This is a genomic window from Bifidobacterium thermophilum, assembly GCF_002846655.1.
Taxonomy (GTDB): Bacteria; Actinomycetota; Actinomycetes; order Actinomycetales; family Bifidobacteriaceae; genus Bifidobacterium; species Bifidobacterium thermophilum.
The window spans coordinates 83,951-104,769 of record NZ_PCGX01000011.1; the positions used below are offsets into that span (position 1 = coordinate 83,951).

Annotated in this window: 15 protein-coding genes; 5 read left to right on the forward strand and 10 right to left on the reverse strand. The window is 60.9% G+C overall.

Going from position 1 to position 20,819, the window contains the following annotated elements; all coding sequences use genetic code 11:
- Positions 1 to 190: 190 nt before the first annotated feature.
- The 7 genes from CQR48_RS08250 to phoA form a co-directional block, all read right to left on the reverse strand.
- Complete coding sequence (locus tag CQR48_RS08250; protein ID WP_044091367.1) at positions 191 to 883, reverse strand: MgtC/SapB family protein; 693 nt, start codon at positions 881 to 883, stop codon at positions 191 to 193.
- Between the two features lie 46 nt (positions 884 to 929).
- The gene (locus CQR48_RS08255) at positions 930 to 1,655 is read right to left on the reverse strand and encodes an HAD family hydrolase (RefSeq protein ID WP_101452618.1); all 726 of its coding nucleotides are present in this window, start codon (positions 1,653 to 1,655) and stop codon (positions 930 to 932) included.
- A gap of 670 nt (positions 1,656 to 2,325) precedes the next feature.
- Positions 2,326 to 2,880 (reverse strand): heat shock protein transcriptional repressor HspR, encoded by a 555-nt coding sequence (locus CQR48_RS08260; protein WP_101452602.1) that lies wholly within the window; start codon positions 2,878 to 2,880, stop codon positions 2,326 to 2,328.
- A gap of 74 nt (positions 2,881 to 2,954) precedes the next feature.
- Positions 2,955 to 3,965 carry a DnaJ C-terminal domain-containing protein gene (locus tag CQR48_RS08265; RefSeq protein WP_015451196.1) on the reverse strand — a complete coding sequence of 337 codons (1,011 nt, stop codon included), beginning with the start codon at positions 3,963 to 3,965 and terminating at the stop codon, positions 2,955 to 2,957.
- A gap of 235 nt (positions 3,966 to 4,200) precedes the next feature.
- The gene (gene grpE, locus CQR48_RS08270) at positions 4,201 to 4,995 is read right to left on the reverse strand and encodes a nucleotide exchange factor GrpE (protein ID WP_101452603.1); all 795 of its coding nucleotides are present in this window, start codon (positions 4,993 to 4,995) and stop codon (positions 4,201 to 4,203) included.
- On the reverse strand, positions 4,995 to 6,884 hold the full coding sequence (dnaK, locus tag CQR48_RS08275) for a molecular chaperone DnaK (RefSeq protein ID WP_015451198.1): 1,890 nt from the start codon (positions 6,882 to 6,884) through the stop codon (positions 4,995 to 4,997). The genes grpE and dnaK overlap by 1 nt, the downstream gene beginning before the upstream one ends.
- 553 nt (positions 6,885 to 7,437) lie before the next feature.
- Positions 7,438 to 9,450 carry an alkaline phosphatase gene (gene phoA / locus CQR48_RS08280; protein WP_101452604.1) on the reverse strand — a complete coding sequence of 671 codons (2,013 nt, stop codon included), beginning with the start codon at positions 9,448 to 9,450 and terminating at the stop codon, positions 7,438 to 7,440.
- A 347-nt stretch (positions 9,451 to 9,797) separates the two neighbouring features.
- On the opposite strand from phoA, the gene CQR48_RS08285 reads away from it, so the two are divergent.
- Positions 9,798 to 10,820, forward strand: a complete 1,023-nt coding sequence (locus CQR48_RS08285; RefSeq protein WP_015451200.1) for a LacI family DNA-binding transcriptional regulator — start codon at positions 9,798 to 9,800, stop codon at positions 10,818 to 10,820.
- 36 nt (positions 10,821 to 10,856) lie between these two features.
- On the opposite strand, the gene CQR48_RS08290 is transcribed toward CQR48_RS08285, so the two are convergent.
- From CQR48_RS08290 to CQR48_RS08300, 3 genes are all read right to left on the reverse strand, one after another.
- Positions 10,857 to 11,642, reverse strand: coding sequence for a TraX family protein (locus CQR48_RS08290; RefSeq protein WP_101452605.1), 786 nt, complete (start codon positions 11,640 to 11,642; stop codon positions 10,857 to 10,859).
- Positions 11,643 to 11,772: 130 nt separating this feature from the next.
- A complete protein-coding gene (locus CQR48_RS08295) occupies positions 11,773 to 12,516 on the reverse strand; it encodes an HAD family hydrolase (protein WP_015451202.1) in 744 nt (247 codons plus the stop codon).
- A gap of 322 nt (positions 12,517 to 12,838) precedes the next feature.
- Complete coding sequence (locus CQR48_RS08300; protein ID WP_015451203.1) at positions 12,839 to 14,449, reverse strand: alpha-amylase family glycosyl hydrolase; 1,611 nt, start codon at positions 14,447 to 14,449, stop codon at positions 12,839 to 12,841.
- A 502-nt stretch (positions 14,450 to 14,951) separates the two neighbouring features.
- Between CQR48_RS08300 and CQR48_RS08305 the strand changes: the two genes are divergently transcribed.
- The 4 genes from CQR48_RS08305 (at position 14,952) to pulA (ending at position 20,759) form a co-directional block, all read left to right on the forward strand.
- Positions 14,952 to 16,214: an extracellular solute-binding protein gene (locus CQR48_RS08305; protein WP_180334594.1), complete on the forward strand. Its 1,263-nt coding sequence runs from the start codon at positions 14,952 to 14,954 to the stop codon at positions 16,212 to 16,214.
- A 111-nt stretch (positions 16,215 to 16,325) separates the two neighbouring features.
- Entirely contained in the window at positions 16,326 to 17,732 is a 1,407-nt protein-coding gene (locus CQR48_RS08310) for a carbohydrate ABC transporter permease (RefSeq protein ID WP_101452606.1), read from the forward strand.
- On the forward strand, positions 17,729 to 18,625 hold the full coding sequence (locus CQR48_RS08315) for a sugar ABC transporter permease (protein ID WP_033507067.1): 897 nt from the start codon (positions 17,729 to 17,731) through the stop codon (positions 18,623 to 18,625). Before CQR48_RS08310 ends, CQR48_RS08315 begins: the two co-directional genes overlap by 4 nt.
- A gap of 160 nt (positions 18,626 to 18,785) precedes the next feature.
- The gene (pulA, locus tag CQR48_RS08320; RefSeq protein WP_101452607.1) at positions 18,786 to 20,759 is read left to right on the forward strand and encodes a type I pullulanase; all 1,974 of its coding nucleotides are present in this window, start codon (positions 18,786 to 18,788) and stop codon (positions 20,757 to 20,759) included.
- Positions 20,760 to 20,819: the final 60 nt, after the last annotated feature.

Here is a 20,819-nt window from a genome sequence, read left to right on the forward strand (position 1 = left end):
TCAACAGTTTGCACGACCCCACAAACCAGCTACGCAGAATGCCCGGTTAGCGTAACCAGTTTGTATCACCACACAAACCAGCTACGCCAAGCAGTCAGTTTGCGTAGACAGTTTGTGGAGGGAGGGCGTTGACTCTTTGGGTCGATTGATCGATTAGCCGATTGATTGATCAACCAATCGTGGCCGCCCGTCAGTCGTCGTGGGAGAGGACGTCGATGTCGCGCACGCCGTCGACTTGCGCGATATCGCCGATGCAGTCGTGCAAATCACTCTTGTTGCCGGCAAGCCGCAGTTCGACCGCAGCGCCCTGCCATGAATCCCCGTCGACATCGTGCGTGGAGACGACCTGCGTCTCGAACCCATGCCGCGCGGCAATCAACAGGGCTTGACGCAACGCACCTTTGCCGTCCTGGTAGGTGACCCGAATCACGTAGTCGCGGTCGCGCTTAAGCGCCCAGACCACAAAAGGCGCAATCGCCAGCACCACCACGAAATACAGTCCCGTAATCAGTAACGCCAGCGGGAACATCCCTGCCCCGCACGCCATACCCACGGCCGCCGCAATCCAAATCGCGCATGCGGTCGTCAACCCGCGAATCGTATCGTGGTTGAAGAAAATCACGCCCGCACCGAGGAATCCGATACCCGTCACCACCTGAGCGGCGATACGCGAAGCATCCCAAGTGACAGAAGCCCCGACGACCGCCGGCACACCCTCAATCGACACCATGGTGAACAGGCAGCTGCCCAGACCGACCAGAATATGCGTGCGGATTCCCGCGTCCTTGCGCCGCGCCTCGCGCTCGAAACCGATGAGACCACACAACACCAGCGCCGCCACGACGGCGACGACATCCATCCACGACAACGGTACCACTCGCATATGGTCACCTCCGCGTTACTCGACAGCAAACCTCCTGATTCCAAGCCTAGCGCGGATTCGAAGCTGCCCCGGCTGCCCCGGACATTCCAGCCGCTCCGGACGCTCCAGTCACACGCTCCCGCACGAACCGTTCGAACGTTTCGGTAGTGACTCCCTGATAGCCGCGTATCGACGCATACTGCGGTCCGTTGGATGTATCCGCCCGCATATATCCAGTCTGGGCGATGGTAGTCGCCCCGGATGCGGCGGCCGAACGCAGACCGCTCATCGAATCTTCGACGGCAACGCAGTACGGCATCATATCCGCCTCGATGTCAAGCAGCTTCCCTGCCGCAAGGTAAGGCGCCGGATCTGGCTTCTTCGCGACATCATCATCCCCGCAGATATAGCCGGCGAACACGCCCTCCGGCGCTTGGGCGACCAGGTTTTGTGCAAGATTGCGCGGCGATGTGGTCACCAGCACCGAGGGGATTCGCGCGTCAGCCAGCGAGCGCAGCACATCCAACACGCCCGGAATCCAAGGCATGCGCAGGCGCTCCTGCTGGGCAACATAATCAACCATACCTTTGGAGATTTCCTCAACCGTCAGCGCCGTCCCGCGTTCAATCATCTGCCGGGCGACTTGGGGCACGGGGGTTCCGGAGCCCTGCCAAGCGAGATCCTCGTCCCAGTACCCGCCGTACGCGGCCGCGAGACGCAGCTCGGATTCATGCCAGTACGGTTCTGAGTCGATAAGCGTGCCGTCCATATCCCAGAACACTGCTTTCAACATGGTCTGCCTCACTTGTGGAAAGTCATGCGGATGCGCGGCCGCCTGCGGGACATTGCCCGGGCAACCCACCGTCGCCATCTTCTCATATGGCACGTAGAAGCTGGTCGGTTAAGCAGTCAGGGCGTGCAGGAGCCACCGGCGGACAGCAGCCTCACACAAAGCCTTGCAGACGTAATTCTTCCGGGAGAACTGACGGATTTTCCCAATCCCCGCACAAAATCCCACATCGAGCGCGGGAGATTGCAGGGAATCGGCCATCCAGCGGACAAACTCCCAACAAGAACGTTAGAAATCCGCGATTCAAGAAAAACACCCCAGAAGTCCAAAACGGGAGAGCACCGCCCAATCAGCCCATCCGCGACAAACCCCCACACGAATCCGGGACATCACCGCACACCATCCCATGGCTGCACAAACTCCCACGCCAAACCGGGACATCACCGCACACCAGCCCATCTCAAGACAATCTCCCGAAACCACCCGGGATTCGCGCCGACCACAAACGCCCCTACACGCCCGATGCCTCTGCGCCCCGCCCAGACACAACAAAAAACCGCACACCCAAGTGGGCATGCGGTAGATGCACGATTGAATTGCCGGGGCCGTCACCGGCATTCGACGCGTAAGCGGCACGCGGGATCTCCCCCGCGGCACGGCCATGGGCACGGGTTTACCGGTACCCCCAGATGACCATGGATCGCGATGCGGAGCGTTGCGCATCCGTCCCGCTTGACGGCAATGCACGGGTGTCCTCGTGAATATCGCGCCGCCACATACGGGCACGTCGTGAACGCTTCACTTGCATGATGCCACCATCCGCGTCAGCTGCGAAGATACTGGAATCCTTCGGCTCACGCAACCGTTTGTTCTGTCGGCGCAATTGGCGGTTTTCCTCTTCAAGCTCCAGAATCCGCGCGACACCGGCCAGATTGACACCTTCATCCTGGCTGAGCCGCTGCGCCTGAACCAGCCGGTGGATGTCGCGCAACGAGTACCGGCGGGCGCCGCCTTCCGTACGTTGCGGCGTGACCAACCCCAGCCGATCGTACTGCCGGAGCGTCTGCGGGTGCATGTCCGCGAGCTGCGCGGTATGCCCGACGGTGAACAGCGGCATGTCGATATCGAAACCCACATCGTCCGCGCCATCGAGGTCGGCACGGCCTTCGACCAGCGCTATCGCGCACATGTCATACAACGCGCGCATCTGTGGTGTCACCCGTGCCATGATTCCTCTCTTCATCACGAGTCGGTATGTGCCGCACGTATCGCCACGCATCGGCACATATCAATGTCAACGTCTCAGCGTCCTTCGGCGAGTTTGTCCACGAAATCGCCGGTCGCGGAGTCGAATTCCTTCGCTGCGTGTTTGATGCCCAGACCCGGCTTCGACGGCACCTGAATCTGCACGCGGGCGACCAAATCGCCGTCATGCCCGGGAACGCCATGTCCACTAAGCCTGATTTCCGTGCCGCTCGAGGAACCGGCAGGCACCTTGAACGTCACGTCATTGCCGTCAATATCCGTCGCGCTGATTTTGCCGCCGCACACCGCCTGGCCGACGCTGATCGGCAGGTCCATGACGATGTCGTGGCCACGCAGCGAGAACTTCGGATCCGCCTTGACATGGACGGTGAGGTACATGTCGCCCGGCTTGCCGCCGTACAGTCCCGGCTTGCCTTTGCCGGGGATACGGATCTTCTGCCCATCTTCGACGCCCGCCGGCACATGGGTCTTGAACTGCTTGCCGTCCACGCGCAAGGAGACCGTGGCGCCTTTGACCGCTTGACGGAAGGTCAGGGTGATCTTCGACTTGCGGTCGGCACCCTGCTGCGGGCGAGGCGTCTCCTGGTATTCGCTGCGTGCCCCGCCGAACGGCGAACCTGCGCCGGCACCTGCACCGCCGCCGAACATCGAGAAAATATCGTCCATATTCGGCTGGCCGCCCCCGGATGTCGAGAACCGGATGCGCGTGCCTCCGTTGCCGGAACCACCTCCGAACATTGACCCGAAGATGTCGGAGAATCCGGACGCGTCGAATCCGCCTTGCCCGGAGCCGCCGGCGAACCTCGCGCCACCCATGCCGAACTGCCTGATCGCGTCATACTTCTGACGCTGATCCTTGTTGCTCAGTACGTCGTACGCCTCGGAGATGTCCTTGAACTTCTCCTCCGCTTCCTTGGTCTTGTTCAGATCAGGATGATATTTGCGCGCCAGCTTGCGGTACGCCTTCGTGATATCGGCTTCGCTGGCGTCCTTGGAGACACCGAGGACTTTGTAGAAATCCTTGCTCAGCCATTCATTCTCAGCCATCTATGCCTCCAATCCCATAGATTTGCGCGGTACGTGATTGCGTTTCCGCTCCTGTTGTTCCACACGTGTAGTGTTTGCTTGTTTGATGCCGGGCCGCGCCAATCCGTTGAGCTGGATTGGCGCGGCCCGGCGAACGTATATCCGGCCGTCGGCCGCATCTGTCAGGAAGCGTATGACGCCACCCGCGGGATGCACGGCGACCGGCATGGCGGGAGTATGGTTCCCGCCACTTCGGTCAGTTCTGAGGCATGGACACCACGACGCGGGCTGCCCTCACGACGCGATCGCCGATTCGGTACCCCGCCTCGACGACGGTGTCTACTGTCTCTTTCTTGGCTTCGGGATCCGGCTTCTGCAGGACCGCCTCATGCTTGGTCGGATCGAAATCCTCGCCTTTCTCGCCGAATTTCTCGACGCCGAATTTGGCGAAGGTCTTGTCGATCTTGGTGGCGACGGCCTTGAACGAATCATCCATCTGCCCGTGTTCACGGATCCGGTCGATATCGTCCAACGCCGGCAGCAGCGAGGTGAGCACGTCCACAATGCCGTATTGGCGGCTTTGTTCGCGCTCCTTGTTCATGCGGTTGCGGTAGTTGATGAACTCCGCCCGCTCACGCTGCAACGCCTCCAAGTACTCGGCGGCTTCCTTCTTCGCCTGGCCCAGAGGGGTCAGGGAGCCGTCCTTATCATGGTCGGCGTCACCGTCCTTGCCGTTGTCGGCAGCACCGGCGGAAGCATGCTGCGCGTCATCTTGCGCATGTTGTGCGGCGGATTGCGCGGCTTGCCTCTTATCGTCTCCAGCTGCGGCAGACTCGGCGTCTGGCGACGCTGCGCTGCCCGCCTTGGCGGTGTCCGATGCCTGCTCGTGCGGCTGATCGGCGGCGCTGCCGGCACCTGCGGACTGTCCGCCCGCGGATGCCGACGCGTTCTGCTCATGCGATCCTCCGGCCTGGCCGGACGCGCCCTCGCCGTTGAGCGAGTCGACATCCGGCAGGTCCTTGAGGTAATCGTCCTTGTTGAAGTCGGACATTACTTGTTGTCCTTCTTGTCGTCGTCATCGTCCACGACTTCGGCGTCAACCACGTCGTCGTCAGAGGACGAGGCCGCACCGGAAGCCTGGCCTGCGGCACCAGCGGCACCAGCACCAGCGGCACCTTCAGCGCCCTGCTGGGCGTACAGTGCCTGGCCGATCTTCTGTGCAGAGGTCATCAGCTCGCTCTGGGCGGTCTTGACCTTCTCGATGTCGTCGCCCTTCAGGGCTTCCTTGAGGGCGTTGACCTTCTCGGTGACTTCCTTGACCACATCGTCGGACAGCTTGGCCTTGTTGTCGTTGACGAGCTTCTCGGTGGAGTAGGCGAAGGATTCGGCCTGATTACGGGTCTCGGCCTCTTCCTTGCGCTTCTTGTCCTCGGCCTCGTGAGCCTGCGCTTCCTTGACCATGCGGTCGATCTCGTCCTTCGGCAGGGCGGAGCCGCCGGTGATGGTCATGGACTGCTCCTTGCCGGTGCCCTTGTCCTTGGCGGACACGTGCACGATGCCGTTGGCGTCGATATCGAAGGTGACCTCGATCTGCGGGACGCCACGCGGGGCCGGAGCGATGCCGGTCAGCTCGAAGGTGCCCAGCGGCTTGTTGTCACGGGCGAATTCACGCTCACCCTGATAGACCTGGATGAGCACGCTCGGCTGGTTGTCCTCAGCGGTGGAGAAGATCTCGGAGCGCTTGGTCGGGATGGCGGTGTTGCGGTCGATGAGCTTGGTCATGATGCCGCCCTTGGTCTCGATGCCGAGGCTCAGCGGGGTCACATCGATGAGCAGGACGTCCTTGCGGTCGCCCTTGATGACGCCGGACTGCACAGCAGCGCCGACGGCGACAACCTCATCCGGGTTGACGGACTGGTTCGCTTCCTTGCCGCCGGTGAGTTCCTTGACGAGCTCCTTGACGGCCGGCATACGGGTGGAACCGCCGACGAGCACGACATGGTTGATGTCGCTCACGGAGATGCCCGCGTCGGACAGCACGTTGTTGAACGGCGTGCGGCAACGGTTAAGCAGGTCGGAGGTCATTTCCTCGAAGTGCGCACGGGTGAGCGTCTCGTCGAGGTGGACCGGAGTGCCGTCAGGCGTCATGGCCAGGTACTGCATGGAGATCTGCGTGCTGGTGGCGCTGGACAGTTCCTTCTTGGCCTGTTCGGCAGCTTCCTTGAGCCGCTGCAACGCGATCTTGTCCTTGCTCAGGTCAACGCCATACTTGTTCTTGACTTCGCCGACGAGCCAATCAATAATCTTCTGGTCCCAATCGTCGCCGCCGAGGTGGTTGTCGCCATTCGTGGCCTGCACCTGAATGGTGGAGAAGCCGTCGTCGTCCTTGCCGATTTCCAGCAGGGAGACATCGAAGGTGCCGCCGCCGAGGTCGAAGACCAGGATGCGTTCATCTTCCTTGCCCTTTTCGAGGCCGTAGGCCAGTGCCGCGGCGGTCGGCTCGTTGATGATACGCAGCACGTTGAGGCCTGCGATCTTGCCGGCGTCCTTGGTGGCCTGACGCTGGGCGTCGTTGAAGTACGCCGGGCAGGTGATGACGGCGTCGGTGACGGGCTCGCCGAGCTTCTGTTCGGCGTCCCTCTTGAGCTTCATTAGGATCTGCGCGGAAATCTCCTGCGGGGTCCACTTCTTGCCGTCGATCTCGACCGTCCAGTCAGTGCCCATATGGCGCTTGACGGAGCTGATGGTGCGATCGACATTGGTGACAGCCTGGCGCTTGGCGACTTCGCCGACCAGGATCTCACCGGACTTGCTGAAGGCGACCACCGACGGGGTGGTGCGAGCACCTTCCGCGTTCTCGATAACGGTGGGCTCACCGCCTTCCAGCGTTGCGATGCAGGAGTTTGTCGTACCCAAATCGATACCAACTGCGCGTCCCATATGTTCTCCTTTATTGTTGTTCTGTTGTCTACGTCTTCGCTCAATCGGCACCGCCCGGAGGCCGTGCCGTTGGATGCTTCCAAACTTGAGCCTACATTACTCAACTTTGAATGGTCAACTTTTATTCCCACATGTCGCGAAAATTTTTCCGGCCATGCAAGCGAGCCACGCCGATGCCGTCAGCAAGCCAAAACACGCATGCCTGAAACGGGCCAGACCAGCTCCCCCTAACAACAAACGCCGGCCGACCGCGAAACCGCGGATCTGCCGGCGTTGTCCGCCCCGAAGGACGTCACACATTAGGAATATGAGAAGAAGGATTTGGAGATTCCCCACGGAGCCCCGACAAGGGCATCCGGATGGTTTCGAGCCTGCCGCACTCGCCGAACCCGACCCGCGAGAGGCCAGTCCAGCCAATCAGCCGACCCGAATGCCCTCCGGCGCAGCGGCAGCAGCCGCAACACACCGAAGGACATGCGGGGACTCCCTATTCAGTTATCGCGGCATTCGCCGGAGCCCTTTGGCGGCACCACCGCTGACACCGCCGCGGGGCTTACTTCCGAGCGAACATGCCGCGGCGCCATGCGGCGAGCAAACCGCCGGCGACGGCGAGCGCAAGCGCCACCATCACCGTGCCGAGGATGCGGGTACCGGTTTGGCCGAGGGCGCCCACCAGGGCACCGACCAACCCAGCTTGCTGGGCCTTGTCGCCAGCCTTGTCGCCAGTCTTCGGCGCGACCACCACGTTGCTCGCACCGTTGCCGGTGAGGCCGAACTCAGTCGCGACTTTCGTGCCGGACTGTTTGCCGGTGACGGTCAGCGTGTAGGTCGATGTGCTCGGGTCGAAGCCCTTGACACCATTGAAGTCGATGGTCGTGGTCTCACCGGTGGCGACGCGCACGCCGGAGACCGGGGTGTCATCGTTCGACGAGGCGAGCACGGCACCGGTCTCCGTGTCTTGCAGCTGGTAGCCGAGCACTGCATCGCCGTTGAACCCGGTGACCTTGGCCACGCCGTCCTTGACGGAAACCTTGGCGTTGGAGGACAGCGCGTTGATTTCCTGGGTCGAGCTGGCCAATCCGAGCGTCTTGGCGATGGTGAAGAAGTTGTCGGTCTGGTCGGTCAAGCCGTTGACGCGCGATGCGCCGGGGCCGGAAGCCGCGATGCGCAGCTGGGTGCCGGTGTGGCTCATCGAACCACCCTTATCCATCGGCGAGGATGACGTCGCGTAGGCTACATACAGCGCAGAGCCGTCGGCGGAACGCAGCGGGGTGGTCAAGCCGTAGTATGTCGGCCAAGAGACGATTTGGCTCGTGTGCGCGTGGTCAGCGGTCACAATGATCAGCGTGTTGGACAGGTCGACCTTCTTCAGCGCCGCTGCGATGGCCTTGTCGAGGTCGTCGGTTTCACCGATTTGGCCGCAGGCGTTGGCGTTGTGGTCCTGCTTGTCAATGGAAGCGCCCTCGACCTGCAGGAAGTAGCCATTTTCCTTGCCGTTCTTGTTCGAAGACAGCAGGTCGATCGCCTTGTCGGTCATATCAGCCAGCGAAGCTCCCTTGTTGCCGAGCCATTCGGAGTTCTGGGTGCAGGTGACGAGGCTCTGATTGCCGTCCTTCTGTCCGGCGAGCGACATCTTGACCGCGGTATCGTAATCGTACGGCGTGGACTCGTTGTATTGGGTGGGCATATTCCCGGAGGAGAACAAGCCGAGCACTGGCGAATCCTGGTTCGCTTCCTTCAACGAGCTCAGTTGAGTCGGATCTTCGAAGTACTGGTATCCGCGGGTCTTCGCCTGTTCCTTCAGCGTCATGCCCTTGTACTCACCGGCCTGGGCGGTCTGGTTGAAGTACTTGTTGCCGCCGCCGAGCGTCACATCGGCACGCGTGTCGAGCAACTGCTCGGAGATGGAACCGATGCCGCCGTTCTGCTTGAGCTGGGCGACATCGCAGCGCTTGGCGGAATCGTCGGAGCTACCGTCGGTCTTGCCTTGCGGTCCGTAGCAGGAGCGTTGGGTGGAGTGGGATTCCATCACTGCCGGGGTGGCGTCCTGGATTTCCGCGGTGGTCACGTTGCCGGTCGCCAGCCCCTTGGCTTTGGCCAGCTCGATAAGGTTCATCTGCGGATTGAAGCTGTTGTCCACGGAAACCGCGTTGTTATAGGTCTTGGTACCGGTCGCCCATGCAGAACCGGAAGCGGCGGAATCCGTCACCGCCGTGATTTGCTGGCGACGGTCTCCCGAGCCATCGCCCGCAGCGTAGGTCGTGTATTGTCCGACGCCGGTTTCCTTTGCGCTGGTGGCACCGGCTTGACCAATTTTGTCGATGCCTTCAAGCGTGCCGCCGGGACCATACAGGTAGTCGCGGGCAACGGTGATTTCGGAGTCACCCATACCGTCGCCAATGAACAGGATTACATTCTTCGCCTTGCCGGTTGCCGGCGTGTTGGCGATGCGCTGAGCGCCGCCATGGCTGCTCAAGGTTGCAAGGCTCGGGGTTCCCGCGGCGAGCGCGCCGGGAGCCAGAGCCACGCAGACGGCGCCGGCCATAAGAGCCGAGACGCCCGCCATGATCTTTGATCGAATTGGTTGCTTCACTTCTTTTCCTTTCCTCGACGAAAACCGAGGCAGGCCCCTGTTCGTTCGCCTGCGAACCATGTGGTTGTTGAGTCGGTTTTCGTTCCGCTTGCACGCTATGACGGCAAAGCATCGGGCAACGTTCGCACAGTCGAAGGGCATCCCAACTCTTGGTGAATTCTCAGAGAATTCGTGCTTTCTCGCGATTTTTGAAAGATGGTGACGCAACCATCGGCGCCGAAAGCTGACAACGTTTGCAAATATTATGAAACAGCTGTACAATAGCGAGACGGAATCAGCGTTGAATCTTGATGGCACGAGCATGAAGCAAAGGGGCAGGAATGGCAAAAGCTGGCATTCGAGATGTCGCCAAAGTGGCGGGAGTATCCATCTCAACGGTTTCGCGCGCCTTCACGCGCCCAGAGCTGGTATCGGAGAGAACCCGACGGAAAGTGCTCAGTGCCGCGGACAAGCTGGACTTCAACATCTCCCGCTCCGCCACCGCTCTAAAAACCGGCCAGGCATACCGTGTCGCGCTCCTGATGAACGAGGAGATCACCAGCTGGTTCAACACCGAAGTCTTCGCCGGAATCAACGACATCCTTCACGATGCCGGATATGACATCTCCCTGTTCCAGCACATCGACACAGCCGAGAACCGCAAGGAGTTCTTCACCACTCTGCCGGTCCGTCGCAACGTCGACGCCGTATTCGTCAACTCGTTCTCCATCGACCCTTACGAGGTCGAACAGCTCAAACGCATCCACGTCCCGATCATCGGCATCAACACGCCGTCCACCTCGAATTTCGACGCCTCCGTCAGCATCAATGACGAAGAGGGCATGTTCATGGCTGCCCAGCATCTGATCAATCTCGGGCACCGTCACATCGTGTACACGTGCTCGGAACCTGCCGAAGGCATCACATCAAGCATCGACGACCGCGGGCGCGGATTCATACGCGCGTGCAAGGCCGCCGAGCACAATCACGACTTGCAATGGCAGGTATTGTCCGTCCCCCGCGGCCGTGAGTTCGCCGATTCCGCGCTCACGGCGCTGCTTGCGCTCGACGAATTCCCGGACGCCATCTGCTGCCAGATGGACATGATGGCCATTCCGCTGGTGCTCAAGCTCGAGCATTACGGCCACTTCACGCCGAAGGACTACTCAATCATCGGTTTCGACGACAGCCCGTACGCCGACACGATCAATCTGACCACCATGCGGCAAAATCCGCGCGATATGGGACGGAACGCCGCCATGAAGGCGCTCAAGCTCATCGCCGACGAACCGTTGGACAACCCGCACGAGACGATACAGCCCCAGTTGGTGCTGCGCGGGTCGGACGCCGTGTTCAAGAAGTAACGGCAGCGCAGCTCGGCGGTTCACACCACCGGCAGCTCACATCACCGGCAGCGCGCACAACAGCAGCGTCACCGGGTACAACGCGTAGAACACCCACTTCGTCCACGGATGGCCGTACCCCAGTTCGTCGCGCCGCGTGTGCAGCATCGCCACGCCGACCGCCGGCATGATGAAGAACACCGCCCCGAGCACGCCTGCGGTCATCATCATCGTGTTCTCGTGCGCGTCCAACGCGTAGAACACCAACGCCATGCCGATGAGCAGCACACCCATGTTGAACATGCCTTGACGCAGCCCGACATGCAGGAGCAGCGCCCAGGCGAGTCCTGCGGCGGCAATCAGCACGATGGCAGCCCATTTCGCCACACCTTGTAGGTTCTCGCGCGCCCAGTCAATCGCCGCAATCACGATCAGCGCAATCACCAGCGCGAACACCGGGTTCTGCGAGTTCATATCCCAGACTTTGCCGGATGTCGCCATATCGTATGGAACTTCGGAGATGATGGCGAGCGCCAGCAGACGTATCCCGTATTGCATGACGCTATGCGTGTGGCGGTACCCTTGCACCAGCAGCCACGCGTACAGGGGCACGGCGGTCCAGGAGACCACTTCGCAGATGACCAGAACCGTCATCGCGACCATGTCGTCTGATCCGGGCTGATACCCGAGCATGGACGGCAGAATGGTCGTGCCGATGGTGGCGAGAAGCACAAACAGCCACCCGACGGTTTTCACGCGGAATGTCGTCATTCCCCGCCGGCGGTTACGCCCTCCGCGCGCCGCCTGATTGTCCGCGTATTCGTCCGTCACGGTGTCTTCCATATCCGGTTTGCACCACCTATCCGTCAGTCGTGTCCATGACTCCGGCGGCGTGACCTGAATGCCACGGCCGCCGGCAACTGGGGGACATTATCCCATACAGTACTGGAGGCCGTCTGTAAATGCGGTGTTTTCACTCGCCGAGCACAAAAGCGGTCAGCGCGTCGTAATCGGCGCCGTTGAGGGAAAGCACCGCCTGTTCGCAGATTTCAGGATCGTCCTGCCGTGAAATTGCGGTGTGCAAGTAGACCCCGTCGATGCCGGCCGAGGCGGCACCCTGGATGTCACACCGCTCCTCGTTACCGACCATCAGCGCGCGATCAGGTGTCGTGTACTCGTATTCCAACGCGCGCAGGAAGAACTTCGGCGATGGCTTGCGCATGCCTTCCTCGCTGGAGATGACGATGCGGTCGAGGGCCTTGTTCAATCCGGTCGCCTCGATTTCAGGACGCGTGTAGCAGGCCTGCGCGTTGCTGGCGAGCACGGTGCGGATGCCGGCTTCGCGCAGTTTGCCGAGCATCTCGAGAGCGCCGGGGTACAGACCGAACTTGCTGGTGCTGGCCTTGCGGAACACCCACGCTGCCTTCGCCGCGAGCTGCGGCGAAGCCATCGAACCGCCGGCCGCATACAAGCGCTGGAAGACCGGCAACACGTCAGGCTCCACCCAATCGGGGTGTTCCGCGCCCTTGCGCGCTTCCTGTACATTGACCGCATTGAGCTGGTCGAAACTCGCCTTCAGATGGGCAGCGTCATCATAATGGGCGCCCGTGGCGTCGAGGAACTCCCACAACTCCTGCCACGGCTTCGTCGCCTGTTCGTCCGTGTGAATGTCGATCAATGTCCCGTACAGGTCGAATAGCACCACCTCGTATCGCATAGTCACGCTCCTCGCTCCTCCAAATCATGTGCTTTGCAGTACCCACCAGATGACGGACGTCATGACGGCCCGCTTCAATTCAACCGGTTTTCCTGCCATTGTACGCAAAACAATGATGCCATGACGCGCATATGAGCGGTTTTGTGGAATGACGGCGGGCGGATGCCCATTAGGTCTGAACGGCACCATGCACCAGACCACGCTGGAACACTGGCCGAACCGTGCGGCATACCGGCGGGACCTGCGCATCCGCCCGCAATCGGACGATCAAACGAACAAACGGCCAATAACGGCCGAACGGTCGCAAACAACCAGGCAACCGTCACACGTGCACAATCACGAAACTCTGCGGCCCCAAGGTCACTTCGCTGCCATGTGCCTGCGCATTGCCCAGGCACAGCAGCACGGTCGGGTCATTGGCCTTGTCGCCTTGCGCGGGGACGGTGATCGTTTCGGTATTCAGCCCCGGGTTCATCGCGACGACCAGACGCTCCGAGCCGTCTTCCGCCACCCGCGAGTACGCGAAGGACCGCCCCTGCTCGGGTTGGGCGAGCACGACGAGCGGCGCCTTGGCCCGCAACGCGCGGTGATCGGCACGCAACGACAGCAGAGCGCGCACCCATGCGAGCATGGAATCGGTCTCCCGCTCCTGTTCGGCCACGTTCGGCGCATCCTCAGCCGGGTCGACCGGCAGGTAGAGCGAATCCGAGTCCGCGCTGGAGAATCCCATGTTCTTCGACCTGTCCCACTGCATGGGCGTACGGCTGCCGGTGCGCGCGTACCCGCCTTCCTTGGTCGGCAGATCGCGGTAGCGCATGCCGATTTCGTCGCCGTAATAGATGAACGGCACGCCCGGCATGGTCAGGAACATACCGAACGCCACCTGCTGCTCACGTTTGGTCAGACGCGGCGCGAGACGCGGCGTGTCGTGGTTGCAGGTGATGAAGCAGAAATACCCTTTGCCGCGGATCGCCTGATACTGCGGGATGTACTGGCTGAGGAACTCCTGCACGCTTCCGCCGCCCTCGGCGCTGAAATAGCTGTGGTCGTCCGCGGTGTCGAGCGCATTATCCGTGTTCCGCGCGAGCAGGTTGTAGCCGTTCGGATTGCCGCCAAAACGCCAGTCGAGGTAGAAGTCCATATCGAAACCGGCTTCCAGGGCCTGTTCGGGCACGCCCCACTCGGAGACGAAAGCCGCCTGTGGGAATTCGGATTTGATGGTGCCGAGCATCTCCTGCCATGCCTTGATAGTCTCCGGCTTGTCCTCACCGTCGTTTTTGACCAGCGAGTTCGCCATATCGACGCGGAACCCGTCGCAGCCGAGCCCAAGCCAGAAGCGCATGACGTCCACCATCGCGTCCCTCGTAGCCTTCGCCGCGGCCGAATCGGTGGAGGACTGCCACCGCCGGTCACGCTTCGCAAAGCCGTAGTTCAGTGCAGGCTGGCATTTGAAGAAGTTCAGGATGTATGTGGCGTTGCGTTCGCTTTCCCCGCCGATGAACGGCATCGAGTAACCTTCGAACGCGCTGTCGGTCCAGATGTAGCGGTCGGAGTACTCGTTGCGTTCGGCGCGCTGGCTTTCTTTGAACCACGGATGTTCCTCGCTGGTGTGCCCGGGCACAAGGTCGAGCAGCACGTGGATGCCTCGCGCATGCGCCTGGCGGAACAGCTCGACCAGATCGTCGTTGGTACCGTAGCGCGGGGCAACCTTGCGGTAGTCGCGCACGTCATACCCGGCGTCCTTGAAAGGCGAGTCATAGCAGGGGTTGATCCATAACGCGTTGCACCCCAGCGAGGCGATGTAGTCGAGCTTGCCGGTGATGCCGGGAATGTCGCCGATGCCGTCGCCGTTCGTGTCGCAGAAACTCTGCGGGTAGATTTCGTAGAACACGGCCGTATCCAGCCATGCCGGCCGCGTGAATGTTGTCGTCATGTCGTTCCCTTCTTTCTGACTTCCGCCGTCCGGCCTGTCTGTCTTGCCGGCACAAGGGCGGATGCCGCGTATGCGACGCTGCGCACGCTTGGGGATGCGCCTTACCAGCACGCACCCGTCTGTGTCTGTTGCACCACTGTGTTCAGCAGTTCAGCAAACGCTAGCACACGAGATGCACTTCGACACTCGCAGACGGTGCAGACATCTCAGAAGGAGTCAAAACCGCATAATATCAACCCGTAACCGCTGTACCAAAATCATTTCGCCGGGTCACCACCGCAAAAAGACACGCGAAACCGTGAAATTTGCATCGTTTTTTGCGAACGTATGCAAATCCATGTATACTGTTGGTTGGTTCGGAGGTACGCAACAATCCGCCCACTTCAGTGAGCGGGCGTGCATCCGGTCAGATAGCCTGAAGGGGCAGGAGGCCGGGTGCGGACCGCTGCACTGAAAACACACTCGCTCCGCGAAAGCGGGGCGGAATTTTAGGAGGTCAAGGATGACATACATGAAGAAGATTCTGGGCGTCACCGCCGCTGTGGCGATGCTGCTCGGAGCGAGCGCCTGCGGTTCCAGCAATAACGGCGGCACCGCGGCGAAGAGCACCCAGGCAATCAAGCTGACCGTGTGGGGCCCGTCCGAGGATCAGGCGAAGTCTAGCTCCTGGCTGCCCACCATGGAAAAGCAGTTCGAGAAGGCTCACCCGGAGTACAAGATCACGTGGAAGAACGCAGTGGTCTCCGAAGGTGACGCAGGCACGACCGTCAAGCAGGATCCGTCCGCCGCAGCCGATGTCTACATGTTCTCGAACGATCAGCTCGGTACCCTGATCAACGCCCAGGCAATCGGCGAGGTTTCCGATGACGCCAAGGCACAGATCAAGAAGCAGGACGACGCGGCTGTCATCAAGTCCGTCACCGGCACCGATGGCAAGATCTACGGCGTTCCGTTCACCGGCAACACCTACTTCATGTACTACAACAAGTCCAAGTTCTCGTCTGACGACATCAAGTCCCTCGACACCATGCTCCAGAAGGGCAAGGTTTCCTTCAACCTTGGTAACTCTTGGTACCTGCCGGCCTTCTACACCGGCGCGGGCATGACCCTGTTCGGCAAGGACGCTTCCAACGCGAAGGACGGCATCAAGATGGATTCCGCCGCTGCGACCGACGTCACCAAGTACCTCGTTGACCTGGTCAAGAACCCGAACTTCGTCGTGGACAACGACGAGGGCGCTGGCCTCGCCGCCATGCAGAACGGCACCGTGGACGCCATCTTCTCCGGCACCTGGTCCGCTTCTGACGTGAAGAAGGCCCTCGGCGACAACTACGCCGCAGCCCAGCTGCCTTCCTTCACCACCTCCGGTGGCGAAACCTACCAGATGAAGGCGTTCTACGGCTCCAAGGCCATTGCCTACAACCCGAATTCCAAGGCTCCGCAGGCTGCCGCTGAGTTCGCCACCTACCTTGGCTCCACCGAGGCTCAGAAGGCCCACTACACCATGCGTCAGATCGTCCCGACCGACAAGTCCCTGGCTTCGACCTACAAGAACGATCCGGCTGCCGTGGCTCAGAACGACACCATCGCGAACACCTCGACCCTGCAGCCGACCATCGCCGCGATGGGCAACTTCTGGGATCCGTGCAAGACCTTCGGCACCGCCATCGTCAACGGCGATGTGAACGCTGGCAACGCTCAGGCGAAGGCTCAGGCTTGGCTCGACGGTTACAAGAACATCGCTTCCACCAGCAGCTCCAAGTGAGCAGGCTCGCGTAAGCAAATAATGTAACCGTGTCTGCAAGACGCCCCGCCCCCGGCTTTGCGGGGCGGGGCGTCTTGCATATAACCATCAAACAATCGAAAGGTCGTCCGCATGACAACTGCGACAGCCGCGGCAGGACGCAGAGTGCGCAAGCGCAAGCGCAGCAACTCTGATGGTCTTCAGCCGTCACCATACAGATTCTCCCAGGCGTGGAAGAACGGGGATGTCCTGACACGCCTCTCACTCTTCATCTTCGGCCTCGGCGACCTTGCCCGCAAGCAGATCGTCAAGGGCCTGGCGTTCCTTGCCAGTGAAGTGCTCATCATCTTGTACCTGATCGACAAAGGCGGCACCTATCTGGGCAAGCTCACAACACTGGGCACCGCCAAGCAGACCAAGGTCAAGGTCAACGGCTTCTGGGTCTACCAGGCCGGCGACAACTCGGTCATCATCCTGCTGTACGGCGTCATGAGCGTGTTCGTGCTGCTTCTGCTCATCCTGCTTGCCTCCCTGTCCCTGCGCAGCGCGTACAAGGCACAGGTCGCCATCAAGAACGGCGAGCGTCCGAACACCATCGGCCAGGACCTGCGTTCCCTGTTCGACCAGAACGCGCACGTCGGCCTGATGTTCCTGCCGACCCTGGGCATCGTGGTCTTCACCATCCTGCCGCTGGTGTTCATGATCTCCATGGCATTCACCAGCTACGACCAGAACCACACGGTCCTGTTCTCCTGGGTAGGCCTGAAGAACTTCGGCACCGTGCTCGGCAACAGCGGCGGCGACGTGAACGCCAAGCTGTTCTTCTCGGTGCTCGCATGGACGCTGATCTGGGCGTTCTTCGCCACCTTCCTGAACTTCTTCCTCGGTATGTTCATGGCCATGATCATCGAGCGCAAGACCATCAAGGGCAAGGCCTTCTGGCGTGCATGCTTCTCGATGTCCATCGCAGTGCCGCAGTTCGTGTCCCTGCTGGTTATGCACACCATGCTCCAGCGTGACGGCGCGATCAACCGCTTGCTGGAAAGCTGGGGTTGGATCAGCGGCCCGCTGCCGTGGCTGTCGGACGCCACATGGGCCCGCGTCACGGTTATCGTGATCAACCTGTGGATTGGTATTCCGTACACCATCATGCAGATCACCGGTATTCTCCAGAACGTGCCGACCGAACTGTATGAGGCGGCTGAAATCGATGGCGCCAACTGGTGGCAGCGGTTCTGCAACGTGACCATGCCGTACATCTTCTTCGTGCTCACACCGTACCTGATCACCACCTTCACGGGCAACGTGAACAACTTCAACGTGATCTACCTGCTCACAGGCGGCGAACCGACCCCGGTCGGCGCGTCCGCAGGCAAGACCGATCTGTTGATCACCTGGCTGTACAAGCTGACGGTCGACAAGAACAACTACAACCTGGGTGCGGTCATCGGCATCATGACGTTCATCGTCCTTGCCGTGGTCTCGCTGCTGACCTACCGCAGCTCCGGTTCGTACAAGAATGAGGAGGGCTTCCGGTGAGTAATCCAACTTCTGACACCACAGTCGCCAAGAAAGCCAAGGGCAATTCATACAAGCGCCGTATCGCCGGCGATGTCGTCGCCTACATCTTCCTGACCGTCATGGCCGTCATCTGGCTCATGCCGATCGTGTGGGTGTTCCTCGAAAGCTTCAACAAGAACACACAGCCGTACCAGAGCACGTTCTTCCCGACGAAGTACACGTTCCACAACTACGTGCAGCTGTTCACGGAGACCGACGTGATGAACTTCCCGCGCATGTTCCTCAACACGCTGGTCATCGCCATCTTCGTGTGCATCATCTCGCTGTTCTTCGTGCTGTCCGTGTCCTTCTGCATGTCCCGTCTGCGCTTCCGCGGACGTAAGACCTTCATGAACATCGCCCTCATTCTGGGCATGTTCCCGTCCATCATGGCCGTCATCGCCATCTACTTCATCCTGAAGGCCTTCGGCCTGACGGAAGGCGGATTCGTGATCATCGCCCTGATCCTCGTCTACTCGGCGGGTTCAGGCGCAGGCTTCTACGTCATGAAGGGCTACATGGACACCATCCCGATGTCGCTCGACGAGGCCGCCTACCTGGACGGCTGCACCAAGTGGCAGGTGTTCACCAAGATCATCATCCCGATCTGCAAGCCCATGATCGTGTACCAGGCGATTATCGGCTTCCTGACCCCGTGGCTTGACTTCGTCATGGCGAAGGCAATCGCCCGTACCCAGGACAACTTCACTGTCGCTCTGGGTCTGTGGCAGATGCTGCAGAAGGAATACATCAATCAGTGGTACGCCCGCTTCGCCGCCGGCGCAGTGTGCGTCTCCATTCCGATTGCGATTCTGTTCATCGTCATGCAGCGCTTCTACCAGGAGTCCATGTCGGGCGCAGTCAAGGGCTGATTTCCGGCAATACCGATTAAGGGGGCGGATCCGAGGCATTCAGGCTCCGGGCCGCCCCCTTTCGTATGCGGCCAACCACCGCGTATCACTTCACACCATTCAAATTTTGACCGGACATACCCCGTTCAGGGGCAGACACCCGGTATCACAAGGGGAACTCATGTCTTTTGCCGAAGCATCGTGGCCTGATTACGCAGGCCTGCTCGGGTCTCAGCTTCTTGACCACGGCACGGTCTTCACCGTGTGGTCGCCTTCCGCGGTTGCAGTCACATTGCGATTGTTCAGTACCAGCGATCCAAAGGACGGCCCGTCGGCGACCGTCGCGCTGGAACGTGCCCAGGATGGGGCCTGGCAGCATCGCAGCGCCGAGCGGCTCGCCGGGACCTACTACGATTACCTACTGACTTTTCCGGCATCCGCGGTCAGCAACGCACCCAGCGACGCCATCATCAACGCCGCCGAAGGCACGGTCACCATCCGCACCGCCGACCCGTGGGCCAAGGCGAGCGGCGTCAACGGCGAACGCAGCATGGTCGTCGATCTCGATTCGACCAATCCCGACGGTTGGCTGTCCGACCGCTCCCCTGACATTCCCGCTTCCCAAACCGTGATTTGGGAGACGCATGTCGGCGATTTCAGCAACGACCCGCACGGTGGATTCCCCAAAGGGCATCGCGGCAAGTTCCTCGCGTTCACCGATGCGCATACGACCTTGGACAACCAGCCCGGAGGATTCCCCACCGGCATCGCGTATCTGAAGCGTTTGGGCGTCACCCACGTGCAAATCATGCCGTTCTACGACTACGGGTCAGTCGACGAGGCCACCGGCAGCCCCTACAACTGGGGGTACGACCCGGTCGCTTACGATGTGCCGGAAGGCTCGTATAGCACCGACCCGTATGACGGGGCGGTCCGTATCCGCGAGTGCAAGGCGATGATTGCAGCGCTGCACCGGGCGGGCATCCGTGTGATCATGGATGTCGTCTACAACCACATGTACGAGAACGACAACGAATTCGAGCGTATGGCCCCCGGTTATTTCTGCCGTCGTGACGATGCCGGCGGGTTCGCCAACGGTTCGGGCTGCGGCAACGACATGGCTAGCGAACGGCCGATGTTCAGCCGATTCATCGTGGATTCGCTCGTTTATTGGGCACGTGAGTACCATGTGGACGGATTCCGCTTCGATCTGATGGGCCTGCTGGACACGCAGACCTTGAATCGTGCGCGCAAGGAGCTGGACAAACTGCCGGGCGGCGAATCCATCCTCATGTACGGTGAACCGTGGTCCGCCGACAAGACGAATGCCGAACCGTCGTTCACGCTTGCGGACAAACAGGGACGCAAGCTACTGGACGCGCGAATCGGCTGGTTCTGCGACGAAAGCCGTGACTCCATCAAAGGCAATGTCATGCTCGAACGCAAGCCCGGATACGTCAACGGGCAGCCGTCCGAATTCGCTGAACTGGTCCGCCACGCGTTCAACGGCTGGCGCGGCACCGAGGCTCAAGGCAAGCAGGTCGGGCAAATCATCCAGTATGTGTCGGCACATGACGATCTGACGCTGTGGGATAAACTCTGCCTGACCATGCGCGACGACCCCGCACACGCCGATTATGACGCGACCGGGGATGTGCAGGATATCCTCGCGGCCAACGCGATCGCCGCCGGGCTTGTGCTCACGTCCGCCGGATTGCCGTTCATGCTCTCCGGCGAGGAGTTCACCCGCACGAAGTACGGTTGCGACAATTCCTTCGACCGCAGCGCTGAGCTCAATTGGCTGGATTGGGGCAGGGCGTCCCGCCTGTCATCGTTGATCGAATGGTACCGGACGCTGATCGCGGTGAGAAAAGCCCGCCCGGACTTCTATGACGGCCGACGCATCGCTTTGGACTCCCCCGAAGGGGTCATCGCAGCACAGGTTGGCGACGACCTGGCGGTGTGTGCGAACCCCACCACGAATGGCGTGACAGTCGAGTTGCCCCAGAATACGGCTGATGCCACACGGCATTGGGCGGTCATCGCCGATTCGACGGATGTGGCGGCGGGTTCCGCCGATGGCAGGGCGCAGGTCGCCGACGGCACCGAACTTTCCGTACCGGCACGCACCTTTGTGGTTGTCGCGTTGCAGTGACGCGCTTGCGACGGGCGCTCACTGTCTCGGGCGGCAGGTCCCCGCGGTGACACCGCTCAG